Below are 24,647 nucleotides of genomic sequence, written 5' to 3'. Positions count from 1 at the left end.
CTGCGCTTCGGACGCATCCTCGGCCCTGATGCGCCCGCCGCGACGGACATGCAAGGCGGGCGTCTGCCCCATGTGCGCAAGATCGTCACCCCGGGCGGCGTGCAAGCGTTCGTCGACCTCAACCCGGCAGGGGTCAAGGTATACAGCGACGCCGATTTCCCCGACTGGCTCGGCTGGACCTTTATCGACGACGACACCGATGGCAACAGTCGCTGCGACTCGAAACAGTTACTGGACCTGATCGAGCCCATGGCGCCCACCCCCAACCCCGCGCCGAGCTTGCCGGGAGTGCTGGGCGAAGCCGTGCATGCCGCCGCCAAGGCGTTGGACACGGCCCTGCACTACAAAGACCGCCTTGCCCGAGCCTACGCCAAGATCCACAACGCCAGCATGCGCAAGCGCCTGAGCTACTGCGTGGCCAAACTCCCTACCGAGTGGTCGCGCGACGACTTCGACCAGCGCTGGGGCTGGATCAAAGGCGACGATCCAAACGACGTTCCGGCCAACGTGCTGCTCAGCCTGTGCCTGTCACCTGAGGCCTACGACAAGCTCAAGCGCCACCATGGAGCGCTGGCGTTTTGGGAGGACGCGGTGAAAGGGGGGCTGGCCTTGGGCAAGGTGCATTATCACTTTCATCCGTTGCGGTTTATTGAGGTCTTCAAGAGGTGTGGGTGGTTGAGCCAATTGGAGACGGTACAACTGCTGCCCGCTAAAGGTATCGGCCTAACATACGACCGAGCGATAACCCTCATCCGTAATGGCCAATCTACTGAACAGCATTTACTGCCTCCACGTATGTGGGTGATACTGAATCTGGTCAGAAGGAAATACTATCTTCTATCCGCGCTGAGGACGGCACATTTCTGGGGACAGATCGCGCAAGAAACGGACGGTCTTCAGACAGTCCGCGAATATGCGAGTGGTGCCGCGTACGAAGGTCGAGCAGATCTCGGAAATACGCAACCTGGAGACGGCGTTCGGTTCCGAGGGAGAGGAGTCATCCAGGTAACAGGGCGTGTGAACTACGATCGATATGAGAAATATCGCAATGCCACTTACACCAACGAGCCAAATCAGCTCCTCCTGCAGTCAGATGCGTACGTTGCAGTCGACGCATCCGGCTTCTATTGGGCAGCTGAAGCCACACGAGATAGATATGCCAACCCTCCGGGCAGCTTGAAACCCTATAGATGGGTATTAGATGGCAAGACAAATATAAACACCCGGGCCGACAGCTCGATATTTCAGGTGCTCACTGATGAACAGACGGTGTCAGCAGACGTTTTAAATGTAACGCGCCAAGTTAACAGGGCTGCGTTGCACCTGGATCGACGCATCAGATATTTCAAGTACGCTTACAAAATGCTCAGTGATGATGTGACTACCAATCTTCCAGATGGGAACTTAAAACCATGAGTAAGGTATTAATATTTTTCTTTCTCTCTGTGGTCTCGATTTTTTCCATCGCTTCGGAGGGCGGTGCACATAAATCATCATTCGATATTTTGCAGAAACACTATTATGACTTGCTATCGGCATGCGGCTTCTCCTTCAGTTCAGAACGTACGTTTGTTTATGACGAGAAAATATGTGGATTTATATATCAAGATAAAACACACAGTCCCTTCTTCTACGGATCAGTATCATCCAATAAAGAGTATTTGACTGAGAAAAAACTTGTAGGGGCAATTCGATTGTCTGAAGAGTCTCCGATGTCGACGCGAACCGATTACTACGATGCTCAGAGAGATGTCACGCAGTATCAAGTAAGATCTCAGAAGCTTCTTGGGCTCACAGAAGGGAAGAGAGATATTGTCATCGTTTCCGAGCTTGAAGTTACTTATGATAAGCCAGATAAAAGCGGGCAAATATTAACGCCGGTCAAAGAGATATACGAATGTTGGGATGGCGTACTTTACGGCAAAACTACCGCAATTTCTCTAGCTCTATGCAGTCTTGGTTCGGCTAGGAATAGTGGGTTTGCATCACAAAAAAGCTGGCAAGCCGAGGTCATCAAAAGCCTTTCTGTTGAGTGATGAATTTATAGGGTTTATCAATATTTATTTTCGAGTTTTATTATGTTGATCTGCTGTGGCTGGTATATTGATTTTCACCATTTTTTCATGCCCACAGCCAACAATGGTCAGGGCTACATCTCACCTGTTACTAACATGTATTCTTCCGACGCATGAGTTGCTTGATCAAACTGTCCGTTCATGTTGGCTGTACCCGCCCGTAGCTCAACGACTTGGACGAGTGTTATCGCGCCCATGCCTACACGCAAGCGCTGTTACTTGATCAAAGTATCTTTCCCGCTGCCACGGTGTGCGGCGTGTGAATGGCAAGAAGCCGCCATCGCTCTACTTTAGTTTCCGATCAGGCGCAGCCACTAAGGTATGTCCGATGGAGTTTAAGCCGTGAACTATTCGCAGAAGATATTCGCGATATTCAGATGCGGAAGTTAGGCTCACTTAATTCGTACTATTACACTGAAGCCTATATTCAACTTACACCGGTGTCGCCCCGCCTCGATCACGCATCCTCAGCCTATGTATGGACGATGAAAACCATACGCTAATCACCAGAAATGGCGGTATCCGGCTCGGCGCCGACCCTCGCGAAATCTGGCAAGCCCGAAACAAACCGGTTCTTCCCACTTCAGAGGAGGCTTTACCGGAGGTCCTCGAAATTATTCGCTCCATCCACTTTTTACCGGCAGACAGCGAGTGAAAGGCGAGGCTGCGCTGGCCCTTCGAAACACCGCATTCCTTCCGGATTATCACGGCGTCTGTTCGGACCAGCGCCCACACGCGGCCCGAGCCTGACGGCAGCGGCTACAGATCGGTGACAACCCAGCCATCAGGGCGGGCTAGGGCTTAGCTGATTTTGCTGAGAAAGGCCGGCAGTTCCTGTTCGGGGACGACCGACAGGACTTTCAGGCGTTGCAGCATGCGTTGGCGGGCGCGTTGCAGGTGTTCCTTGAGGTTGAGGGCGGCGGCGTCGAAGGCGCCGTGCAGCAGCAGTTCGAGGATCAGGCGGTGTTCGGCGAGCATCGCCGGGTCGGCGCCGATGCCCAGCAGGCGGTAGAAAATCCGACTGATGATCATCGGGCTCTGGGCCTGGCGGATCAGGGTTGCCATTTTGCGATTCTGCAGGCCGGCGAGGCAGTGCTGGTGCAGGTCTTCTTCGATGCGTTCCAGTTGTTGCAGGCTGCAATGCTCGACCTGTTGTGCCTGGGTGATGCGTTCCAGCATGGCTTCCAAGACGTCGCGGCTCAGCCCCGGGGCGCTCTGGCGCAGGGCTTCGGGTTCGAGGCAGGCGCGCAGTTCGTAGTCTTCGGTGACTTCGCGGGCGGTCAGCGGTCCGGCCAGCCATTGCGAGTAGGGTTCCTTTTCCACCAGCCCGCGATCGCGCAGGCGCATCAAGGCCTCGCGCACCACCGCGCGGCTGACGCCGTAGTGCTCGGCGGCGGCCTGTTCGTCGAGGCGGTAATGGCCGAAGGCGATGCAGGTCGACAGCGCGCTGCCGATTTCCTCGTAGATCCGTTCCCCCAGGGGCCGGGTGTCCACTAGCTCTTCGCCGCTGTCCAGGCCGAGGTGGGTATGGCTCAAGGGCAGGCGCAATGGCTCGATGGCCAGGCCTTCGGGGTTGATCAGGTAGCCACGGCCATCGAAGCGGCTGATCAGGCCTTCGTCGTGCAGCAGGTTCAGCGCCTTGCGCACCGGCACGCGGCTGGTGCCGAACAGTTCCGCCAGCGGCGCCTCCAGCAACACCAGGCCCTGCAAGGCGGTGCCCTGGATGATCGCGTCACGTAATACCTGACGGATCATCGCGTAGCGCGATGCGGTGCGTGGGTCCTCGGCGGGTGCTGCTTTCATCGGTTCCTCTGGGGGCTGTGCGGCGATGGCCGGGGATTCTCTCACAGTTGGCCAGTGTCACTGCGCGCCACGTTTTTGTGCCCCGTCCTGGGGCTTGGAGAGGGGGAATGTTACTTTTCTGCACTAAAATGTACTTTTTAGCAAAAGGTACATTATTTCAATGGTGATTCTTTTACCGATCCGATTTTCCGTCCGTCGGCATCCCGCCCTCCTTATTCATCCTCTCTACACCGGTCCTGTTGCCCCATTCGGCATGATTCGACAGACCCTGCCTGCCCAAGGCGAACTCCAGATGGCACGGAACCTGCTCTGTATAAAACGTACATTTTAATAATTAGTACATTTTATCTGGATTTGGAGTACCCGCCATGACCCCTTCACCGCTGTTGGACGCCACTGCGCTGGCCGCCGAGTTTGCCCAGCGCCGCAACGACCCGGTGCAGGTGCTGGAACAGGCGCTGCAACAGGCCGAACGTACGCCCCACGTCTTTATTGCCTTGAGCCCGACGCGGGCGCGGCGGGAAGCCGAAGCCGCTGCCGCGCGCTGGCGTGATGGGCAACCCCTGAGCGCCCTGGATGGCGTGCCACTGGCCTGGAAAGACCTGTTCGACCTCGCCGGCAGTCGCACCACGGCGGCCGCGGCGGTGCGCCGCGAAATCGCCCCGGCCCTGCTGGATGCTCACAGCGTGGCTCAGCTCAGCCGCGCCGGCCTGGTCAGCCTGGGCAAGACCAACCTCAGTGAGTTCGCCTATTCCGGGCTTGGCCTGAACCCGCACTTCGGCACGCCGCTCAACCCCCATAGCGATGCCCAGCCGCGGGTGCCTGGCGGTTCGTCGTCGGGCTCGGCGGTGGCGGTGGCGGCCGGAATCGTGCCGCTGGCCATGGGCACCGACACTGCCGGTTCGATTCGCATCCCGGCGGCGTTCAATGGCCTGGTTGGGTTTCGCAGCAGTTGCCGGCGCTACAGCCGCGATGGGGTCTTCCCCCTGGCCCGCAGCCTCGACAGCCTTGGTCCGTTGACCCGCAGCGTGCGTGACGCCTGGCTGCTCGATGAACTGCTGCGCGGCCATGATCCACGCCAGTCGCCACCGGTGCGCAGCCTGGCCGGGCAACGGGTGTGGGTTGAGCAAACAGTGCTGGAAGATGCCCGCGTCGAGCCCGCAGTGCGGGCCAATCTGCGGGCGGCGGTTGAACGCCTGCGCAGTGCCGGAGCGCTGCTGGAAGTGCGGCCGCTGCCGGCGTTCCAGGCCAGCCTGCAACTGATCGCCGACCACGGCTGGCTGGGCGCGGCCGAAGCCTTTGCCCTGCATCAGAGCCTGCTCGACAGCCCCGAAGCCGAGCACCTCGACCCCCGCGTGCGGCGGCGCCTGGAGGCCGCGCGTGCGATGCCGGCCAGCCAGTTGCTCAAGCTGTACCAGGCGCGCCGGATGTTGCAGCAACAGTTGCAAGCCGAGCTCGACGGCGCGCTGCTGCTGACCCCGACCGTGGCCCATGTTGCGCCGCCCCTGGCGCCGCTTGAGGCCGACGACTCACTGTTTGCCCAGACCAACCTCGCCACCCTGCGCCTGACCATGCCCGGCAGCCTGCTGGATATGCCCGGCGTCAGCCTGCCCAGCGGCCGCGATGCCCAGGGCCTGCCCACTGGCGTGCTGCTCAGCCTGCCCCAGGGCGAGGACGCACGCCTGCTGCGCGCTGCGTTGTCGGTGGAGGCAGCGCTGCTCGATTCCTGAAATTCCCTTTGCCCTTTCCAACAACACGCAACGATTGGAGGCCGCTCATGGCTAAAGAAATTCTCTGTGCATTTGGTGTCGACGTGGACGCGGTGGCCGGCTGGCTCGGTTCCTACGGCGGTGAAGATTCCCCGGACGATATCTCCCGTGGCCTGTTCGCCGGCGAGATCGGCGCGCCACGCCTGCTCAAGCTGTTCGAGCGCTACGGCCTGCGTACCACCTGGTTTATTCCCGGGCACTCGATGGAAACCTTCCCCGAGCAAATGAAGGCCGTGGCGGACGCCGGCCATGAAATCGGCGTGCACGGCTACAGCCATGAAAACCCGATTGCGATGACCGCCGAGCAGGAAGAAATCGTCCTCGACAAGTCCATCGAGCTGATCACCCAGGTCACCGGCAAACGCCCCACCGGCTACGTCGCGCCCTGGTGGGAATTCAGCAAGGTGACCAACGAACTGCTGCTGAAAAAGGGCATCAAGTACGACCACAGCCTGATGCATAACGACTTCCATCCGTACTACGTGCGGGTCGGCGACAGCTGGACCAAGATCGACTACAGCCAGCACCCCGACACCTGGATGAAGCCCCTGGTGCGCGGCCAGGAAACCGAGCTGGTGGAGATCCCGGCCAACTGGTACCTCGATGACCTGCCGCCGATGATGTTTATCAAGAAATCGCCCAACAGCCACGGCTTCGTCAACCCGCGTCACCTCGAAGAAATGTGGCGCGACCAGTTCGACTGGGTCTACCGCGAGCACGAACACGCGGTGTTCACCATGACCATCCACCCCGACGTTTCCGGCCGCCCGCAAGTGCTGCTGATGCTCGAACGCCTGATCGAACACATCCAGAGCCATGCTGGCGTGCGCTTCGTCACCTTCGACGAGATCGCCGACGACTTTATCCGCCGTAACCCCCGTAACCGCTGATCACCGCAACTTACTTGAGGCGCGATCCATGTCTATCTACAACAAGCTCGACCTGACTGGCTGGAAACCCCAGCAGTTGACCCCGGCCCAAGTGCGCTTTGCCACCTGGATCGCGTTTTTCGCCTGGGTGTTTGCGGTGTACGACTTCATTCTGTTTGGCACCTTGCTCCCGGAAATCGGCCGGCATTTTGGCTGGGGCGAGGTCGAGCAGGCCGAGATCGCTACCTGGGTCGCGGTCGGCACCGCGGTGGTGGCCCTGGCCATCGGCCCGCTGGTGGACAAACTGGGGCGGCGCACCGGGATTATCTTCACCGTCGCCGGCTCGGCCCTGTGCTCGGCCTTGACCGCCATCGGCGGTGCCTGGGGCAAGTCGCCGCTGATTCTGATCCGTTCCCTGGGCGGCCTGGGGTATGCCGAGGAGACGGTCAACGCCACCTACCTCAGCGAGCTGTACGCCGCCTCGGATGACCCGAAGCTGGCCAAGCGCCGGGGCTTTATCTACAGCCTGGTGCAGGGCGGCTGGCCGGTCGGGGCCTTGATCGCCGCTGGGTTGACTGCGGTGCTGCTGCCGATCATTGGCTGGCAGGGCTGCTTTATCTTCGCCGCGATCCCGGCCATCGTCATCGCGCTCATGGCGCGCAAGCTCAAGGAGAGCCCGCAGTTCCAGATTCACCAACGCATCACCCAGTTGCGTAAAAGCGGCGCGGTCAGCGAAGCGCAAGCGGTGGCCAGCACCTACGGCGTGGACTACGACGAACACAGCAAGGCCGGCCTCAAGGCGGCATTTCGCGGCACTTCGCGCCGCGCGACCCTGGTGATCGGCGCGGCGATCCTGCTCAACTGGGCGGCGATCCAGGTGTTCAGCGTGCTCGGCACTTCGGTGATCGTCAGCGTGCATCACCTCTCGTTCGAGAACTCGCTGATCATCCTCGTGCTGTCGAACCTGGTGGGCTACTGCGGCTACCTGAGTCACGGCTGGATGGGCGACAAGATCGGCCGGCGCAACGTTATCGGCCTGGGCTGGATGCTCGGCGGCCTGTCGTTCGCCGGCATGCTCTACGGCCCGAGCAACATGCCGACGGTGGTCGGGCTGTACAGCCTGGGCCTGTTCTTCCTGATCGGCCCTTACTCGGCGGCGCTGTTCTTCATCAGTGAAAGCTTCCCCACCAGCATCCGCGCCACCGGCGGCGCGATCATCCACGCCATGGGCCCGATCGGCGCGGTGGTGGCGGGCTTTGGCGCGACTCAGGTGCTGTCGGCCGGTGGCGACTGGCAGACCTCGGCCCTGTACTTCGGCGCACTGCCTTGCTTCCTCTCGGGGGCGCTGATGTTCGCCGCGCGCCATGTGCGTCCTGAAACCGTGAAATAAGGAAAAAGACTCCCATGACTCAGAAAGTCGCATTGATCACCGGTGCCGCCAGCGGCATCGGTCAGGCCCTGGCAGTGGCGTATGCCCAGCGTGGGGTGGCGGTGGTCGGCGGGTATTTCCCGGCCGATCCCCATGACCCGCAGATCACCCGGGCCCTGGTTGAGGAGGCCGGCGGCCAGTGCCTGATGCTGCCCCTGGATGTTACTGACAGCCAGTCGGTGGACGCGCTGGCCGAGCAGGCGGTGCAGACCTTTGGCCGCCTGGATTACGCGGTGGCCAACGCCGGCCTGCTGCGCCGCGCGCCGTTGCTGGAGATGACCGATCAGGCCTGGAACGCCATGCTCGACGTCGACCTGACCGGGGTCATGCGCACCTTTCGTGCAGCGGTACGGCACATGGGCGAGGGCGGCGCGCTGGTGGCGATCTCGTCGATTGCCGGCGGCGTATATGGCTGGCAGGACCATGCTCATTACGCGGCGGCCAAGGCCGGTGTGCCGGGCTTGTGCCGTTCGCTGGCGGTGGAACTGGCAGGGCGCGGCATCCGCTGCAACGCGGTGATCCCGGGGCTGATCGAAACCCCGCAGTCCCTGGACAGGCAAAACTCCCTGGGCCCGGAAGGCCTGGCCAAAGCCGCCAAGGCCATCCCCCTGGGGCGGGTCGGGCGCGCCGATGAAGTGGCGTCGCTGGTGCGCTTCCTCACCAGTGACGAAGCCAGCTACCTGACCGGGCAAAGCATCATCATCGACGGCGGCCTGACCGTGCGCTGGCCTGATTGACCGACCACCCGATATCTACCTGTAGCCGCTGCCGCCAGGCTGCGCTGGCCATAACGGACGCCGTAGGAGTGTCGGTTAAATAAGGGGTGTTTTTTCAGGCCCGCTCAGCCTCGCGGCAGCGGTCACAGAATTTTTGCTACAGGAGTTTCCCATGTCTCAACTGTCCAATCGCCGCGCCGTGATCACCGGGGCCGGCAGTGGTATCGGGGCGGCCATCGCCCGGGCTTATGCGATGGCCGGTGCGCGGTTGGTGCTGGCTGATCGCGACCCCGCCCGCCTGGCCGAAAGCGCCCGGGCCTGCCGTGACCTGGGGGCGCAGGTGTTCGAATGCGTAGCCGATGTCGGCAGCGTCGAAGGCGCCCAGGCCGGGGTCGATGCCTGTGTCGCGCAGTTTGGCGGCATCGATATCCTGGTGAACAACGCCGGCATGCTGACCCAGGCCCGCTGCGTCGACCTCAGCATCGAGATGTGGAACGACATGCTGCGGGTCGACCTCACCAGCGTCTTCGTCGCCAGCCAGCGCGCCTTGCCGCATATGCTGGCGCAAGGTTGGGGGCGGATTATCAACGTCGCCTCGCAACTGGGGATCAAGGGCGGCGCCGAGCTGACTCACTACGCCGCGGCCAAGGCCGGGGTGATCGGCTTTACCAAGTCCCTGGCCCTGGAAGTGGCCAAGGACAATGTGCTGGTCAACGCCATTGCCCCGGGGCCGATCGAGACACCGCTGGTGGCCGGCATCAGCAGCGCCTGGAAAGCCGCCAAGGCCGCCGAGCTGCCCCTTGGGCGTTTCGGCCTGGCCGATGAAGTGGCGCCGGTCGCGGTGCTGCTGGCCAGCGAGCCGGGGGGCAACCTGTTTGTCGGCCAGACCCTGGGCCCGAACTCCGGCGACGTCATGCCCTGAAGGAGGCCTGAACATGTGTGGTTTGTGCGGTTTGTTGGGCGAGGACGTGCACTGGAGCGACCCCCTGGGCGGTGAACTGCCCCGGCGCCGCGAACGCTTGCGGCGGATCGCCGCGATCAACCGGGTACTGGCGCCCTGGCGGCTCAAGGTCGAGGACTTCCAGGGCTCGGCCTACCTGCTGCTCGGCGCCACCGGACGCCAGGAACTGGCCAGCGGCCTGGAGCAGCTCTGGGGCCAGGCCGAAGCCATGCTCGGCCGCCCGCTGGACCCCTTGGATCCCGGCCTGTTACAGCACCTGGAGCACGGCCGATGAGCATCGCCCTGAACGTGATCACCGGCTTTCTCGGCAGCGGCAAGACCACCTTGCTCAACCGCCTGTTGCAGGGCGAAAGCCTGGGTGACACGGCGCTGCTGATCAACGAATTCGGCGACGTCGGCATCGACCATCTGCTGGTGGAGGAGGTCGCGCCCGACACCGTGCTGCTGCCCAGCGGCTGCATCTGCTGCTCGATTCGCGGTGAGCTCAAGGACGCGTTGCTCGGCCTCCTGGCGCGCCGCAATCGCGGCGAGATCCCGGCCTTTCGCCGGGTGATTCTGGAGACCACCGGCCTGGCCGATCCGGCGCCGATCCTCGCCACCTTGAACAACGACCCGCAACTGCGCGGGCGCTTTCATATCGGCCTGGTGGTGACCCTGGTGGACGCCAGTCATGCCCAGTTGCAAGAACGGATTCACCCGGAATGGCTGGCCCAGGTGGCAGCGGCCGATCGTCTGCTGCTGAGCAAGACCGACTGCACCGAACCCGCGTTGGTGGCGCGGTTGCGCGAGCGGTTGCAGGTATTGAACCCCGGCGCACCGATGCTCGACAGCCATGCCGTGCACAGCGGCGAGCAACTGTTGCTGGGCGAGGGCGTACGCAGCGCACAGCCTGAAGTCGAGGTCGCGCGCTGGCAGTTGCAACGCGTGCAGCCTGTAACTGCGCAGCATGGCGCGGCGCAGGTGTGCTGCCTGGAGTTCGAGCAGCCCCTGGATTGGGCCGGCTTCGGGGTCTGGCTGTCGATGCTGCTAAGATGCCACGGCGAACGTATTTTGCGCGTCAAAGGATTGCTCAACGTGAACGCCAGCCAAGCCCCTATCGTCATCCATGGTGTGCAGCATTGTCTGCACGCTCCCGTGCACCTTGCCCGTTGGCCCGGCAGCGATCGGCATTCGCGGCTGGTGTTTATTCTGCGTGGGCTGGACCCGGCCCAGCTGCGCCGTTCCTTCGAGGTGTTTGCCCGCAGTTTTGCCCCGGCCCCCGGGGAGCCTGCCTGATGAGTGGCACGCAACCGATCACGTTGCGGGTCCTGGGCACCTCGGTGACCTTGCTGGAATCGCTGCGGGTCCGCGCCGAGCAGGACCTGGGCATCCGTCTGGTGTACCAGGTGCACGACGTCGAGCAGGCGCAGCGCATCGCGGTGATGCAGCCCGACAGCTACGACCTCTATGACCAGTGGTTTCACAACGTCGACTTTGTCTGGCCGGCGCGGGCGATCCAGCCGATCGATACCCGGCGCATTGCCCTGTGGCATGAAATCAACGACCTGCCCAAGCGCGGACGGCTGTCGGCCAGCGATCGCCTGGGCAGTGGCAGCGTGCCCAGCGAGCGGCTGTTCGTGCAGCACGACGGCAGCCTCGGCAGTGCGGTCAGCGAGCGCATCAGCATGTTGCCGCTGACCCACAATGCCGACAGTTTTGCCTACCGCCCGGAGCGCTTGCCGGCCGGTTTGAGTTGCGCCAATGAGAGCTGGGGCTGGTTGCTCGACCCGGCCTGGAGCGGGCGAATCGCCCTGCAAAGCGACGCGGCGATTGGTGCGCTGGACGCGGCCCTGGCGATTCAGGGCAGTGGGTTGGCGTCGTTCAAGGACATCGGCAACCTGAGCATCGAGGAGATCGACAGCCTGGCGCAGATCCTTGTGCGCAAGCAGCGCGAGGGGCATTTTGCGGCGTTCTGGTCGGACGATGAAGAAGCCGCGCAATTGATGCTCAGCCCGTGCATCGATATCCAGAGCCTGTGGTCACCGACGCTGATGCGCCTGCATCGGGCCGGGGTCAAATACCGCCTGGCGGTGCCGCGCGAAGGGTACCGCGCGTGGTTTGGCGGGTTGTCGTTGTCGCGCCATGCCCAGGGGCCGGTGCTGGATGCGGCCTACGCCTACCTCAATTGGTGGTTGTCGGGCTGGCCCGGCGCGGTAATGGCGCGCCAGGGTTATTACATCGGCAACCCGGCTCGCAGCCGCGACCACCTGAGCAGTGCCGAATGGGATTACTGGTACGCCGGCAAGCCGGCCCGCGAACAGTTGCTGGGCAGCGATGGCGAGCCCTTGATCGAAATCGGCGAGACCCGCGACGGCGGCTCCTACGAGCAGCGCATGGGGCATATCGCGGTGTGGAATTCGGTGATGGATGAGCACAATTATCTGGTGCGCCGCTGGGGCGATTTCCTGCGCGCCGGGAACAAAAGCGCAGGACGCGGGAAGGGTTGACCTTCCTTCCCTAAACCCCGCGCACCCGCATCTGTAGCCGCTGCCGAAGGCTCGGGCCACGTTCGGACGTTGGCCCTTGAAGACGCCGTTGGTTTCCTGAAACGCCACGGCGTCGGTGATGGCTACAGCGGTTCAGAAGAACCTTGTCACGCTGACCTTGGCGTTGCGGCCCAGGCTGGTGGCGTTTTCGCCGCTTAGCGGCGGGCGGTAGTCGCGGTTGAACATGTTATCCAGGGTGAAGTTGACCTCGGTGCCCTTGAGGTACGCCTGCTGCGGTTTCCAGCTGGCGAACAGGCCCTGCACGTTGAAGCGATCATTCTCGTACTGGTCCCAGCTGCTGTCGCCAAGGACACTGGCCGGGCCCTTGGCGTACTTGTCGCTCGGCACGCGGTCGGTCTGGCGCATCCACATCCCCTGCCAGCCCACTTGCGCATCCCACTGCGGGATTTTAAAGCCCAGGGTCGCCACCCATTTGCTCGGCGGAATATCCCGCGCCCAGACATTCGGCCCCCACGGGTTGGTGTAGGCGCCCTCGTGCTTGCCGGTGATCCAGGAATACGACAGCGAACCGAACACATAGGTCGAGTCGTAGAAGCTTTCGATATCAATGCCCTTGATGGTCAGGTCGCCGATGTTGCGGTACACCGAGATCGGCGAGCCGCTGCACACCTGGCTGATGCTCTGGCCGTTGATCAATTGCTCCGGGCAACCGATCCCGAGGTTTTTCATGATCTCGTCTTTGATGGTGTTGTGATAAAGCGTGGTGCGGATTTGCGCCGCATCGGAGTCGGTGAGGATCTTCGAGAAGCTGGTGACGTTACCTGCACGCAGGGCGGTGATCCGCTCCGGGTCGAGGTTGCGGCTGGTGGCCGAGCGGGTCGAGCTTGGGGACTGGACTTCATACTGTTCGTCGATCACCGGCGCGCGCCAGGTCTTGCTGTAGTCGGCGAACAGGGCAACTTCCGGGGTCACCGTCCAGAAGGCCGACAGGCGCGGCGACCAGCCGGTGTAGGTCTTGTCGCTGTAGTCGTGACCGGCCTTGGGATCTGGGCTGTTGTACAGCGGCGCGTCGTTTTTCTCGCCGCGGTTGCGCACATAGTCGTAGCGCAGGGACGGGGTCAGGGTGAAGTTGCCCAGGCTCACCGCGTCCTGAATGTAGAAGGCGTTGTTGTCGACCTTGCCATGGGGCATGAAGCCCGGCTGGTAATGGCCGTAGTTGTACTGGGCCACCTCGTAGGTTTTGCCGGGCATCCACATGTCGACTTCGCGGGTGTGCTTGCGGATCTGCACGCCGTTGGTCAATGCATGTTGCAGCGGGCCGGTTTCGAAGCGGCTGACGTTCTTCAACTCGAGGATCTTGTCTTCATAACCCACGGTGATCTTGCGTCCGCCCGAGGTCGGCTGATAGAAGGCGGTCGGGCCGCGCTCGTCGGTCTGCTCGGTCTTGGAGTTGGAATACTTGAGCTCCAGGTCGATCCACGGGTTGTCCAGCGGGGTGTATTCGTACTTGGTCTGCCAGGTGGTATCGACCGTGTTGCGCTGGGCCAGGTAACGCTTGGTGGCACCGTCATAACCGAAGCGATTGATGTCGGACTGGCTTGGCGGCGACGGGTAACTCTTGGCCGAAAACGGCGCGAAGATATCGCTGTCGGAGCGCATGTAGGTAAAGCCCAGGCGGTGCTCGTCGGTCAGCTGCATATTGAGTTTGTACAGCTCGCCCTCCAGGTCCTGGGCGGTGTTGGGCAGGCGCTTGGGGTTGACCGGGTAGACGTTGCGCGGGTCGGGCTGGGCGCTGGCCATTTTCATGTCGTCGCCGTCGCGCTTGGTCCAGTAGGCCAGCACGTCGAACCGACGGTCCTCGGTGCGGCCATACACGGCCGAGGTGTAGGCCTGTTCATGGCTGTTGCTGCTGTAGCCGTACTTGACCATGGCCCCGACATCGCGGCCTTCCTGCAACAGGTCCGGAGCGTCCTTGGTTTCCATGCGGATGGTGCCGCCAAAGCCGCCGTTGCCGGTCTGGGCGAGTGCGGGCCTTTTTCCACTTCGACGCGCTTGATCATTTCCGGCTCGATGAAGATCGAACCCTGCTGATAACGCTCGAAGCCGCTCTTGGTCGCACCGTCGACGCTCATCGGGACGTCTTCGGCATCCCCCAGGCCCCAGATGTTGACGGTCTGGCCGCCGGGCTTGAGCGAGCCGCCGAGAGTCACGCCGGGCAGGGTGTTGATCAGGCTCGGGATGTTGTTGGCCAGATGGCGGTCCATTTCTTCCTGGTTCAGGGTCGAGCGGCCGACGGTGGCCGCATCCACTTCCTGGCCATTGCCGATCACGCTCATGGCCCCCAACTGCAACGCCGAACCGCTGGTGCTGCTGTCGTTTTCAGCGGGGCGCACGACGTAGGTGTTGTCGACCTTGACCAGGCTGAAGTTACTGTTCTTGAGCAGCGCGCCAATCGCCGCCTCGGGGCTGTAGTCGCCGTTGAGGGCCGGGGCCTTGATGTTGCGCAGCAGCTCTTCGTCGAACAGCAACTGGATCTTCGCCTGTTGCGCGATCTGGCTCAGCGAGCTGGCCAGTGCCTGTGCCGGCAGCTGGAAATGGATCGACTCGGCCTGGGCCTGGAGGCTGAACGCCATGCAGACCGCCAGCAGAGTTGGACGGGAACAAACGAACTGAAGATGCTGATGCACGCGAAACATGACTTCCCCCCGGTATGGCAACAAAGGCCAAAAGCACCGCAATGACGGCGCAGACGGGAAGAAGACGCGGCGCTGGAAAAAAACCTCATATGCGAATGCAAAATATTCGCATATGAGGCTCAGGGACGGGCTTCGATGCGGATCTTGCCATCGGCCAGGGCCACGGTGCGCACCGGTATCAGCGCTGGCAGGGCCTTGATCAAGGCGTCCGGATCGTTGATGTCGAGGTTGCCCGACACCTTGAATGCGCCCAGGGCGCCGTCTGCCAATTGCACCGGCTGGCGGCGGTAGAGGTTGAGTTCGTCCACCAGGCCGATCAGCTCGCGGTTGCGAAACGCCAGGCGTCCGTTGCGCCAGTCGGCCACGTCATCGCTGGCCAGGGTCTGGCGTTGCAGGGTGCCCTTGGCCAGGTCATAGATGGCCTGTTGCCGGGCGCCGAGCAGGGTGTTGTCGGCCGGGTTGCCGTCCGGCGTGAACGCCACCTGGCCGTGGGCGACGCTGACCACCAGCTGCCGCTGGCCACGTCGCACATCGAAGGCGGTGCCGACCACGCGCACCTTGGCCTCGCCGGCGTGCACCCACAACGGGCGTTCCTTGTCGGGAGCGACCTCCACATACAACTGGCCCTGGTCGAGGTAGATTTCCCGTTGGTGGGCGCTGAAATCGATGCGCAAGCGGGTGTTGGCGTTGACGTACAAGGTGCTGCCATCGGGCAGGTTCAGGGTGCGACTGCCCTTGGCCTGGGCCGCGACCTCCTGGGTGTACGCCGACTGCGGCGTGCCCAGGTTCAGCGCCAGTACCGCGCACACCAGGGCCGCAGCCACGGCCAGCGCCGGGCGCCAGAGCGGCGTCTTGCGCACCGGCAACGGCACTGGGCGGTTGAGTTGCTGGAGCTCGGCAAGGTCGGCCCACAGTTGTTCGAATTCGGCATAGGCCCGCGCATGCAACGGCTGTGCAACCCAGGCTTCGAAGCTGCGACGGGTGTCGCGGTCGGGGTCGTTGCGGTTGCGTGCAAACCAACTGGCGGCCTGGGCATCGATGCTGTCGCTGTCGATGTCACTGTGTGTGCCGGGAAGGCGGGTCATTCGGGCTGCTCCTTGCCGTGTGCTTGTTGAAGGCGCTGCTTGCAGTGCAACAGGGCAGAGGCGATGTGTTTTTCCACCATGCTCAATGAAATCCCCATGCGCTCGGCGATCTGCGCCTGACTCAGGCCTTCGAAGCGGTGCAGCATAAGGGCTTCTCGCCGGCGCGGCGAGAGTTCTGCCAGGACGTCTTTCAACTGTTCCAGTCTCTGCAGGCGTTGGGCGGCGGGCAGTGGCTCGTTGTGTTCATCGGCCAGCGGCTCGCTGTCGCTGCCAATTTCGCCGTGCACGCCATGGCGAACCTGCTGGCGTCGCCAGTGATCGCGCAGCAGGTTGCGTGCCATCTGAAACAGGAAGGCACGGGGTTGTTCGACTTTGGCCTGGTCGCGGTAGTCCAGCCATTGGGTGAACACGTCCTGGGTCATGTCCGCCGCGTCGCTGGCGTTGTCCGTGCGCTTGCGCAGGAAATGCAGGATGTCCGCATAAAACCCGCGAACGGTGTCAGCCGACATAGGGTCGGGCTTGAGACGAGACATGGATACCCTTCTGGACAACGCAAGGACGCGAAAGCCGCGAATGATATCGAGAACTATTATTATTTGTCATTTTTTATCAGGGCTGCCCGTCATGAGGGCATCGAGCCATGGGCAGGCGGCTCGGGGAGGAGCGCGGAACAGCCGGTCAAGCGACCGGCTGGACACAGCGTTTGTCTCAGATCACAAAAAAGCCATGGGTCGCATCACGCCCCAATTGCGCCACCAGTCCGTATTCCCAATCCAGGTAACCCTGCATGGCTTCGCGTGGGTTGTCGGTGCCCTCGTAGGGCCGGCGATAGCGGTCGATGCGTGGCGCGGCCAGATGCTGGCGGCTTTCTTCCACGGGCAGGCCGGCGGCGATCCAGGCCGTGGTGCCGCCCTTGAGCACAAATACCGGACGCTGGGTCAGGGCTTGCAGTTCGGGCACCACAAAGCGCGCCAGCAGGCTGCTGCCACAGGTCAGGACAAAGCGCTGCGGTGCATCGATGCCGGCCAGGGACTCGGCCAGTTGGCTGCGCAGGGCCCACCAGGCCCCGGGAATGTGGCGCTGCACGTAGTTGGCGCTGGCGGTGAAGTCGAGCACCAGGGTCCCGGGCGTTTCCAGCCACTGGGCCAGGGTCTGCGGGCTGATTTCCTCGGCCACGGGCACGGCGGGCAAGGGGGCCTGCCAGGCTCCGGTTTCACTGAAGTCGGCCGCTTGCAAGCCATCGAGCACCGCCACCTGCCAACCCATTTGCGCCAGCCACGAAGCGCTCATGTTGGCGCGCACGCCGTCGTCATCCACTAGCACCAGCCGCGCACCGCGCACGCTGGCGACGTGGTCGGTCTCCTGTACCAGCTGGCCGCCAGGGGTGGAGCGGGCGCCGGGTAAATGGCCATCGGCAAACTCCTCCGGGGTGCGCACATCGAACAGGTAGGTGGTGCGCTGGCCGTCGGCTTGCCACTGGTGCAACTGGGTACGGTCGATGCGCGCCACCTCGGCCTGGTCGGCCACGGCCCGTGCCGACTGTTGCGCCAGGGCCTGGTTGCCCGGGGTGGCGGCCTTGAAGCGGCGCTGCTGCCCGTGTTCCAGGCGCTGCCCGGCCAGGGTCCAGCCGATGGTGCCGTTGCGCAGGGCCGCCACCGGGTTGGGGATGCCGCCGTTGACCAGGGATTGGGTGCCGATGATGCTGCGGGTGCGCCCGGCGCAATTGACGATGACTTGGGTCTGCGGGTCGGGCGCCAGTTCGCGCACCCGCAGCAGCAATTCGGCACCGGGGACGCTGGTGCTGCCGGGGATGCTCATGGTCTGGTACTCGTCGAAACGCCGTGCATCGAGCACCACCAGGTCGGCCTTGGCGTCGAGCAGGGCCTGGACTTCCTCCACCGGCAGCGACGGCGTGTGGCGCTGCGCATCCACCAGTTCGCCGAAGGATTTGCTCGGCACATTGACGTCCTTGAACAGCTCGCCGCCCGCCGCGTGCCAGCCGTCGAGGCCGCCCTCGAGCAGCGCCACATCGTGGTAACCCAGGGCTCGCAGGCGTTGCGCGGCCAGCTGCGCCAGGCCTTCACCCTGGTCGTAGACGGTGATCGGCGTGTTGCTGCGCGGGATGCGCGCGTACACCTCCAGCTCCAGTTTCGACAGCGGGATATTGGCCGCGAACAACGGGTGGGCTTCGGCGAAGGGGGCTTCTTCACGGACGTCGAGCAGCGCCAGTTCCTGGCGGTCGAGCAGGGCCTGGCGGATCTGGGCGTGGCTGCGGGTGGGGAAATCGGTCATTGCGGGGGCTCCTTCGACAGGTCCCAGAAGTTTGGCAAAAGGCTGTTGGAGTAGCCGGAGATAAAGGGTTTTTCAGTGCCGTCCAGGCCATACACCGCCCGTTTGACCGCGCCGATATTGGCCCCGTAGACGTGGATGCTGATGGACACCTGGTCGGCATAGGCATTGGCCACCTGATGGATATCGCCGATCTGCGGCGACACCGCTTCTACCTGCCCGGGTTCCAGGCGCAGTGCTTCGCCCGCCGCTTGCAGGCGGCCATCGGCCTGGCGCGCGAAGCCCTGGGAGTACTCGGCACCGCGCAGCATGCCGATCAGCCCCCAGACCCGGTGATCGTGAATCGGCGTGCGCTGCCCCGGGCCCCAGACAAAACTGACGATGGAAAAACGCTGCAGCGCATCGGCGTGCAACAGGAACTGCTGGTAGCGCTCGGGGTCCGGCTGGGCGAAGGCTTCGGGCAGCCAATCGTCATGGCTGACCAGCTCGCGCAGCAGGCGTGCGCCGTGGTCCAGGATCTGTGCCTCGGGAGGCTGCTGTTCAAGCAGTTGCGCCAGTTGCTGGACGAACAGCCGCAGGCGTCCCAGGTTGGCCGGGGCGGGTTGGGCGGTTAATGCGTTGTGGGGCATGGGCTCCCTCCGTGGAAGCTGGAAAGTTCGAGGCGAACGACCGCTGTGCGCTAGAAGGTATTATTCTTTTTGGGTATTTTTCCAGTGATTTATTATGCTAAAAAAGAATGAATATAGATGATTTTCAAGGTTCTGCCGGAACCCCAGGGCGCCGTGCCGCGCAACGCCGGCTCATGGCCCGCAAGCATCGGTTGATTCATCCGCTTATTGCATATCTAAAATTAGGATAAATGCATTTTTTGTATATTAAGTTAGAACCAAAACGAATTTCACGAGGGTTTTTTATGTAGTTAGCATGGGGCTCAACGCGTCGAAAAAGGGAAGTCGAGATGCCCGCGCAAGCCCCCCATTACTCAGTCTTGTCCGCATTCCTGCCAGGTTCCGTGCATCGGCAGCGGTCGCGCAGGAGCCACCCATGAGCCTTTCTACCGTGGCCCAGCGCCCGCCGGCGGGGCCGCAGGTGGCGTTATCCCACGCCGGCCTCGACTCGCCTGAATTCGCCGAGCTGCTGCAAAACCTGTCCGGCGAGTTTGCCGCCAGTGCCGCGCACTACGACCGGCACAGCGAGTTTCCCCATGCCAACCTGCAGCGCCTGCATGAACATGGCTTGCTGGCCCTGACCGTGCCGCGCCAGTTGGGCGGCAGCGAGGCCAGCCTGGCCCAGGCACGGCGGGTCATCAGCGCCGTGGCCCGGGGCGAGCCGTCCACTGCCCTGGTGCTGGTGATGCAATACCTGCAACACACCCGCCTGCAACACAACCAGGCCTGGCCCCTGCACCTGCGCCAGCGTGTGGCGCGGGAGGCCGTGGAGTCGGGGGCGCTGATCAATGCCCTGCGGGTCGAGCCAGACCTGGGCACCCCGGCTCGTGGCGGCTTGCCCGGGACCCTGGCACGCCGCGTTGAAGGCGGCTGGCGCATCAGCGGGCGCAAGATTTATTCCACCGGGATCCCCGGCCTGACCTGGCTCTCGGTCTGGGCCCGCAGCGACGACGCCGAGCCGCAAGTGGGCACCTGGCTGGTGCACCGCGAGACCCCGGGGATCAGCGTCGAAGAAACCTGGGATCACCTGGGCATGCGCGCCACCGGCAGCCACGACGTGATTTTCGATGAGGTGTTCGTGCCCCTGGAGCAGGCGGTGGATATCCAGCCGGCCAACGTGCCGCGCCCGTCCGAGCTCGACAGCAATGGGGTGTTGTGGCTGGCAGTGCTGCTGTCGTCGATCTATGACGGGGTGGCCCGCGCCGCGCGCGACTGGCTGGTGACCTGGCTCGCCGAGCGCACACCGGCCAACCTCGGCGCGCCGTTGGCGAGCCTGCCACGTTTTCAGGAGTTGATCGGACGCATCGACGCCCTGCTATTGAACAACCGGGTGCTGCTGGATGCCGCCGCCGAAGGGCGGATCGCCCCGGGTGAGGCGACCCAGATCAAGTACCTGGTCACCAGCAACGCCATCAGCGCCGTCGAACTGGGTATTGAAGCCATTGGCAATCCGGGGCTGGCCCGGGGCAATCCGATCGAGCGCCATTACCGCGACGTGCTCTGCAGCCGGATTCATACCCCGCAGAACGACGCGATCCTCAGCGCCGCCGGGCGTGCCGCGTTTGCCTTGCCCGCCCGGGGAGCCCAGGCATGACCCGTATCGCCAGCCAGCTGGACGCGGCCTTCAATGCCCGCCTGCGGGTGCTGCTGCCGGATGTCGAGGTGCTGGAATTGCCCCGGGGGCTGCCCCAGGCGTTGCCGGTGGATGTGCGGGTCTTGCTGGCAGCGCCCCATGGCGATTTTCGCGATGCCGTGGAGCCGCCAGCGGGCTGGCCCTTCGGCTTGCAGTTTGTGCAGCTGGTGACCTCGGGCCTGGATTATTTTCCCCGCTGGCTGTTCGACAGCCTGCCAGTGGCCAGCGCCCGGGGCAGCACCGCCGAGACCATCGCCGAGTTTGCCCTGGCCGCGATTTTCGCAGCAGCCAAGCAATTGCCCCAGGTGTGGATCGAGGCTGCCGAGCACTGGCAGCAACGTCCGCTGGCGGCGGTGGCGGGCAGCACCCTGGGCCTGTTCGGCTTTGGCAGCATCGCCCAGAGTCTGACACCCAAGGCCCAGGCGCTGGGCATGCAGGTGCTGGCCCTGCGTCAATCGACGCGGCCGTTCGAGGTGCCGGGGGTGCAGGCGGTGGCTGACTTGCAGGAGCTGTTCGCCCGGGCCGATCACCTGGTGCTGGCGGTGCCGCTGACTGCGCAGACGCGGCACATCATCGATGCCCGGGTCCTGGCCTCGGCCAAGCCGGGTTTGCACCTGATCAATATTGCGCGCGGGGCGTTGATCCAGCAGGCGCCGTTGCTGGCGGCCCTGGATTCGGGGGCGGTCGCGCTTGCCAGCCTGGACGTCGCCGACCCTGAGCCGTTGCCGGCTGGGCATGCCTTTTATCGCCATCCGCGGGTGCGCCTGTCGCCCCATACCTCAGCCAATTCGCCTCAGGTCTATCTGAATATCGCGCAGTTGCTGGTGCGCAATATCCAGCGTTTTGACCAGGAGCTGGAGCTGGAGAATCGGGTGGAGGTGGGGCGTGGGTATTGAACTGGGCAGTTGCGGATTTTCAGCGGCCAACTGGGCCCGCGCAGCCTGGCGAGGCTCGTCAGCGGCTACGAGGGGCGTGGGATTTTTTGCAGGGGGAGAGCGGGCATGACGGCATATAAGCGCCCGGCGGTGTATGACTTGCCGCGCCAGGGGCACACGGTGTTGCGTTGGGATCAGCCGCCGCAGCAGGCGACGGTCGAGCTGGAGCGGGTGCAGCGTAAGCAAAGCCTGGCGGCGGCGTTCCGGGTGTTTGCCCGGCACGGTTTCGACATGGGGGGCGCGGGGCATATCACCGTGCGCGACCCGGGGCGGCCGGATCATTTCTGGGTCAACCCGGTGGGGGTGTATTTCGGGCATATACGGGTGTCGGACCTGCTGCTGGTCAACCCCCTGGGCGAAATTGTCGAAGGCGAGGGCGCGCTGAACCTGGCGGCCTTTGCCATCCATGCGGCGCTGCACGAAGCGCGCCCGGAAGTGGTGGCCGCGGCCCACGCCCATTCGCTGTACGGCAAGGCCTGGTCGAGCCTGGGGCGCCTGCTGGATCCGCTGACCCAGGACGCCTGCGCCTTTTATGAAAAGCACGCGTTGTTCGACCAGTTTTCCGGTGTGGTGCTCGACAGCAGCGAAGGCGCGCGTATTGCCCAGACCTTGGGCCAGCACCCGGCCTTGATCCTGCAAAACCATGGCCTGCTGACCGTGGGCCAGACCGTGGAGGCCGCGGCCTGGCGTTTTATCGCCATGGACAACGCCGCCCAGACCCAGCTGTTGGCCGAGGCTGCCGGTACGCCGCGGCCGATCCCCCCTGACGTGGCGCGCCACACCGCACGCCAGGTCGGCACCGAATTCGGTGGCTGGTTCAGTTTTCAGCCTTATCACGCGCGGATCTTGCGTGATGAGCCGGACTTTCTCGATTAAGGATGTGCCCATGCAGCGTCGTCGTTTTCTCCAACTCTCGGCCCTGGCCGGCCTGGCCAGTGTCGCCGGCGGCATGCCGCGCTTGAGCCTGGCGGCCCCGGACTTCAGTGGCGTGACCCTGAACGTGGCCACCTACAAGGGCGCGGCGCCGACCTTTTTTCCCGAGGCCGGCATCGAAACCCCGCCGTACAAGGTCAAGTACGCCGAATTCACGGGCGGCAACCTGAGCTTCGAGGCACTGGTCAGCGGCACGCTGGATATCTCGCCGATGAGTGAGATCCCGCCGATCTTCGGCATCAAGAACCACGCCCCGGTCAAGTTGATCGCGGTGCTCACCGGCGACGTCAACAACCAGGCGTTCCTGGTGCCAAAGGGGTCGACGGTGCAGTCGGTGGCCGAGCTCAAGGGCAAGCGCATCGGCTATATCCGCTCCACCAGCTCGCACTACTTCCTGCTCAAGGCCCTGAAGGAACAGGGCCTGGGTTTCGACGACATCATCCCCCTGGCCCTGACTCCCCAGGACGGCTTTGCCGCGCTGCAACATGGCGCGCTGGATGCCTGGGTCAGCTTTGGCTATTTCATCCAGCTCGCCGAGTTGCGCGCCGAGGCCCGGGTGCTCAAGACCGGGCAGGGTTATCTGTCCGGCAACTACGTGATTGCGGCGAACCAGGCGAGCATCGCCGACCCGCTCAAGCACGCGGCGATCACCGATTACATCCTGCGCGAGTACCGCGCCTGGCAATGGATTGCCAGCCACCCGGAGGAGTGGGCGAGCAAGAGCGCGAAGATCCTCGGCATGCCGCGTGAAGTGTTCCTGGCCCAGTACCGGGCCCAGAGCGGGCCACGGATTTTGCAGCCAGTGGACGACGCGGCGGTCAAATCGCAGCAGGACGTGGCCGACCTGTTTTTCGAAGCCGGCGTCCTGCCCCAGGCGCTGGACGTCTCCGGCCTGTGGGACCGCAGCTTCCGCTGGAGCTGAACCCTCGTCACCGGTAGTCGCGTGCCAATGACCTGTAGCCGCTGCCGAGCCTGCGCTGTCCATCCATAAAGCCGTGTATCTGTCCTGCATATTCCGGCGCTTGAGAGGGCCAGCGCAGGCTCGGCAGCGGCTACGGGAGTACGTCCATTCCCCCCAAGGCCACGGAGGCCTCGATGTTTGCCCACTCTCTTTTAGTGCTCGCGCTGGCCAGCCCCCTGGCCCTGGCCGCTGAAACCCCGCTGCAACTGCACCAACGCCTGACCGTCCTCGACAGCCACCTCGACACCCCGATGCAACTCGCGCGCCCGGGTTGGGACATCACTCAGCGCCACAGTTTCGCGGCCGATTTGTCCCAGGTCGACCTGCCCCGGATGCGCGAAGGTGGCCTGGACGGCGGCTTCTGGGCGGTCTTCACGCCTCAGGGCCCGCTGACTGCCGAAGGCCGGACCCTGGCCAGCGAGCACGGGCTGGCGGTAATCACGCGGATCCGCGACCTGATCGCCGCACACCCGGCGGAGTTCGCCCTGGCCCTGCGCGCCGAAGACGTTCCGGCGATCGTCGCCCGTGGGCAGCGGGTGGTGTTTATCAGCATGGAAAACGCCGAGCCCCTGGCCGCCGACCCCCAGCGCTTGCAGACCTACCAGCGGCTGGGCCTGCGCATGCTCGGCCTGGTGCATTCGGCCAATAACGATTTCGCCGACTCGGCCACGGCCCTGCCGCAATGGCGCGGCCTCAGTCCGGCAGGGCGCGAGCTGGTGGCCGAGGCTAACCGCCTGGGGATCCTGCTGGATGTGTCCCATGCTTCGGATCAGGTGTTCGATCAGGTGCTGGCGCTGTCCACAGCGCCGATCATCGCTTCCCACTCCAGCAGTCGGGCGATTACCCCCCACCCGCGCAACCTCGATGACCGACGCCTGCGAGAGCTGGCGGCCAAAGGCGGGGTGGTGCAGGTCAACAGTTTCGGCAGTGACCTGATCCAGCGCCCGCCCAGCCCCGAGCGCGACAAGGCCCTGGGGCCGCTGTACCGCGAGTTTCGCCTGGCGGCAAGCATGAGCCCGGAGCAGGTCGCCGACCTCGCCGCGCGTATCCGTGAGGTCGAGGCGCGCTACCCGCAACCCCAGGCCAGCCTGGACGACTACATGCAACACCTACTGCACATCCTGCAAGTGGTAGGCCCCGAGCATGTCGGCATCGGCGCCGACTGGGACGGTGGCGGTGGGGTCGAGGGCCTGGCGGACGTCACCCAACTGCCGCGGATCACCGAGCGCCTGTTGGCGGCGGGGTACGGCGAGCAGGACCTGGTCAATATCTGGGGCGGCAACCTGTTGCGGGTTTTGACGGCGGCCCAGGGCAGGGCGGTTCGGTAGAAGGGCTTCTA

General features: G+C 63.8%; 20 protein-coding genes and 1 pseudogene. 15 read left to right on the top strand and 6 right to left on the bottom strand.

Features of this window, described 5'->3' with window-relative positions; genetic code table 11:
• Together AC19YX_RS33440 and AC19YX_RS33435 are read left to right on the top strand one after the other, a co-directional pair.
• A partial coding sequence (locus AC19YX_RS33440) for a glycoside hydrolase family 19 protein (protein ID WP_500607941.1) occupies window positions 1–1,416 on the top strand: 1,416 nt, incomplete at its 5' end.
• A complete protein-coding gene (locus tag AC19YX_RS33435) occupies window positions 1,413–2,036 on the top strand; it encodes a hypothetical protein (protein ID WP_153050282.1) in 624 nt (207 codons plus the stop codon). The genes AC19YX_RS33440 and AC19YX_RS33435, both read left to right, overlap by 4 nt.
• Window positions 2,037–2,876: 840 nt before the next feature.
• Here AC19YX_RS33435 and AC19YX_RS33430 read toward each other — a convergent pair.
• Window positions 2,877–3,878 (bottom strand): GntR family transcriptional regulator, encoded by a 1,002-nt coding sequence (locus tag AC19YX_RS33430; protein WP_078473118.1) that lies wholly within the window; start codon window positions 3,876–3,878, stop codon window positions 2,877–2,879.
• A gap of 368 nt (window positions 3,879–4,246) precedes the next feature.
• Here AC19YX_RS33430 and AC19YX_RS33425 point away from each other — a divergent pair, with 368 nt between their 5' ends.
• From AC19YX_RS33425 to AC19YX_RS33390, 8 genes are all read left to right on the top strand, one after another.
• Window positions 4,247–5,608, top strand: a complete 1,362-nt coding sequence (locus tag AC19YX_RS33425; protein ID WP_078473119.1) for an amidase — start codon at window positions 4,247–4,249, stop codon at window positions 5,606–5,608.
• Window positions 5,609–5,655: 47 nt separating this feature from the next.
• Window positions 5,656–6,537 (top strand): polysaccharide deacetylase family protein, encoded by an 882-nt coding sequence (locus AC19YX_RS33420; RefSeq protein ID WP_078473120.1) that lies wholly within the window; start codon window positions 5,656–5,658, stop codon window positions 6,535–6,537.
• A 28-nt stretch (window positions 6,538–6,565) separates the two neighbouring features.
• Window positions 6,566–7,906, top strand: coding sequence for an MFS transporter (locus tag AC19YX_RS33415; protein WP_201129802.1), 1,341 nt, complete (start codon window positions 6,566–6,568; stop codon window positions 7,904–7,906).
• Between the two features lie 14 nt (window positions 7,907–7,920).
• The gene (locus AC19YX_RS33410) at window positions 7,921–8,682 is read left to right on the top strand and encodes an SDR family NAD(P)-dependent oxidoreductase (protein ID WP_500607940.1); all 762 of its coding nucleotides are present in this window, start codon (window positions 7,921–7,923) and stop codon (window positions 8,680–8,682) included.
• A 151-nt stretch (window positions 8,683–8,833) separates the two neighbouring features.
• The gene (locus AC19YX_RS33405; RefSeq protein ID WP_500607939.1) at window positions 8,834–9,583 is read left to right on the top strand and encodes an SDR family NAD(P)-dependent oxidoreductase; all 750 of its coding nucleotides are present in this window, start codon (window positions 8,834–8,836) and stop codon (window positions 9,581–9,583) included.
• A gap of 13 nt (window positions 9,584–9,596) precedes the next feature.
• A complete protein-coding gene (locus AC19YX_RS33400) occupies window positions 9,597–9,896 on the top strand; it encodes a hypothetical protein (protein ID WP_020297472.1) in 300 nt (99 codons plus the stop codon).
• Window positions 9,893–10,897, top strand: a complete 1,005-nt coding sequence (locus AC19YX_RS33395; RefSeq protein WP_500607938.1) for a CobW family GTP-binding protein — start codon at window positions 9,893–9,895, stop codon at window positions 10,895–10,897. Before AC19YX_RS33400 ends, AC19YX_RS33395 begins: the two co-directional genes overlap by 4 nt.
• Complete coding sequence (locus AC19YX_RS33390) at window positions 10,897–12,108, top strand: ABC transporter substrate-binding protein (RefSeq protein ID WP_078473125.1); 1,212 nt, start codon at window positions 10,897–10,899, stop codon at window positions 12,106–12,108. Before AC19YX_RS33395 ends, AC19YX_RS33390 begins: the two co-directional genes overlap by 1 nt.
• Before the next feature lie 132 nt (window positions 12,109–12,240).
• Here AC19YX_RS33390 and AC19YX_RS33385 read toward each other — a convergent pair.
• From AC19YX_RS33385 to AC19YX_RS33365, 5 genes and pseudogenes are all read right to left on the bottom strand, one after another.
• Window positions 12,241–14,804: pseudogene (locus tag AC19YX_RS33385) on the bottom strand (TonB-dependent receptor).
• 119 nt (window positions 14,805–14,923) lie between these two features.
• A complete protein-coding gene (locus AC19YX_RS33380; protein WP_078473127.1) occupies window positions 14,924–15,889 on the bottom strand; it encodes a FecR family protein in 966 nt (321 codons plus the stop codon).
• Window positions 15,886–16,422, bottom strand: a complete 537-nt coding sequence (locus AC19YX_RS33375) for an RNA polymerase sigma factor (protein WP_078473128.1) — start codon at window positions 16,420–16,422, stop codon at window positions 15,886–15,888. Before AC19YX_RS33375 ends, AC19YX_RS33380 begins: the two co-directional genes overlap by 4 nt.
• A 175-nt stretch (window positions 16,423–16,597) precedes the next feature.
• On the bottom strand, window positions 16,598–18,181 hold the full coding sequence (locus AC19YX_RS33370; protein WP_500607937.1) for a rhodanese-related sulfurtransferase: 1,584 nt from the start codon (window positions 18,179–18,181) through the stop codon (window positions 16,598–16,600).
• The gene (locus tag AC19YX_RS33365; protein ID WP_078473130.1) at window positions 18,178–18,807 is read right to left on the bottom strand and encodes a cysteine dioxygenase family protein; all 630 of its coding nucleotides are present in this window, start codon (window positions 18,805–18,807) and stop codon (window positions 18,178–18,180) included. Before AC19YX_RS33365 ends, AC19YX_RS33370 begins: the two co-directional genes overlap by 4 nt.
• Window positions 18,808–19,222: 415 nt before the next feature.
• Between AC19YX_RS33365 and AC19YX_RS33360 the strand changes: the two genes are divergently transcribed.
• From AC19YX_RS33360 to AC19YX_RS33340, 5 genes are all read left to right on the top strand, one after another.
• Entirely contained in the window at window positions 19,223–20,440 is a 1,218-nt protein-coding gene (locus AC19YX_RS33360) for an acyl-CoA dehydrogenase family protein (RefSeq protein WP_500607936.1), read from the top strand.
• Entirely contained in the window at window positions 20,437–21,375 is a 939-nt protein-coding gene (locus AC19YX_RS33355) for a D-isomer specific 2-hydroxyacid dehydrogenase family protein (protein ID WP_500607935.1), read from the top strand. The genes AC19YX_RS33360 and AC19YX_RS33355 overlap by 4 nt, the downstream gene beginning before the upstream one ends.
• Before the next feature lie 105 nt (window positions 21,376–21,480).
• Entirely contained in the window at window positions 21,481–22,290 is an 810-nt protein-coding gene (locus AC19YX_RS33350; protein WP_201129819.1) for a class II aldolase/adducin family protein, read from the top strand.
• 10 nt (window positions 22,291–22,300) lie between these two features.
• Window positions 22,301–23,269, top strand: coding sequence for an ABC transporter substrate-binding protein (locus AC19YX_RS33345; protein ID WP_500607934.1), 969 nt, complete (start codon window positions 22,301–22,303; stop codon window positions 23,267–23,269).
• Window positions 23,270–23,442: 173 nt separating this feature from the next.
• Window positions 23,443–24,636 carry a dipeptidase gene (locus AC19YX_RS33340; RefSeq protein WP_500607933.1) on the top strand — a complete coding sequence of 398 codons (1,194 nt, stop codon included), beginning with the start codon at window positions 23,443–23,445 and terminating at the stop codon, window positions 24,634–24,636.
• Window positions 24,637–24,647: the final 11 nt, after the last annotated feature.

The organism is Pseudomonas sp. MF09150 (assembly GCF_059862355.1).
Note: the sequence above shows the minus strand (reverse complement) of the source record. Positions and strands in the feature narration are given on the sequence as shown.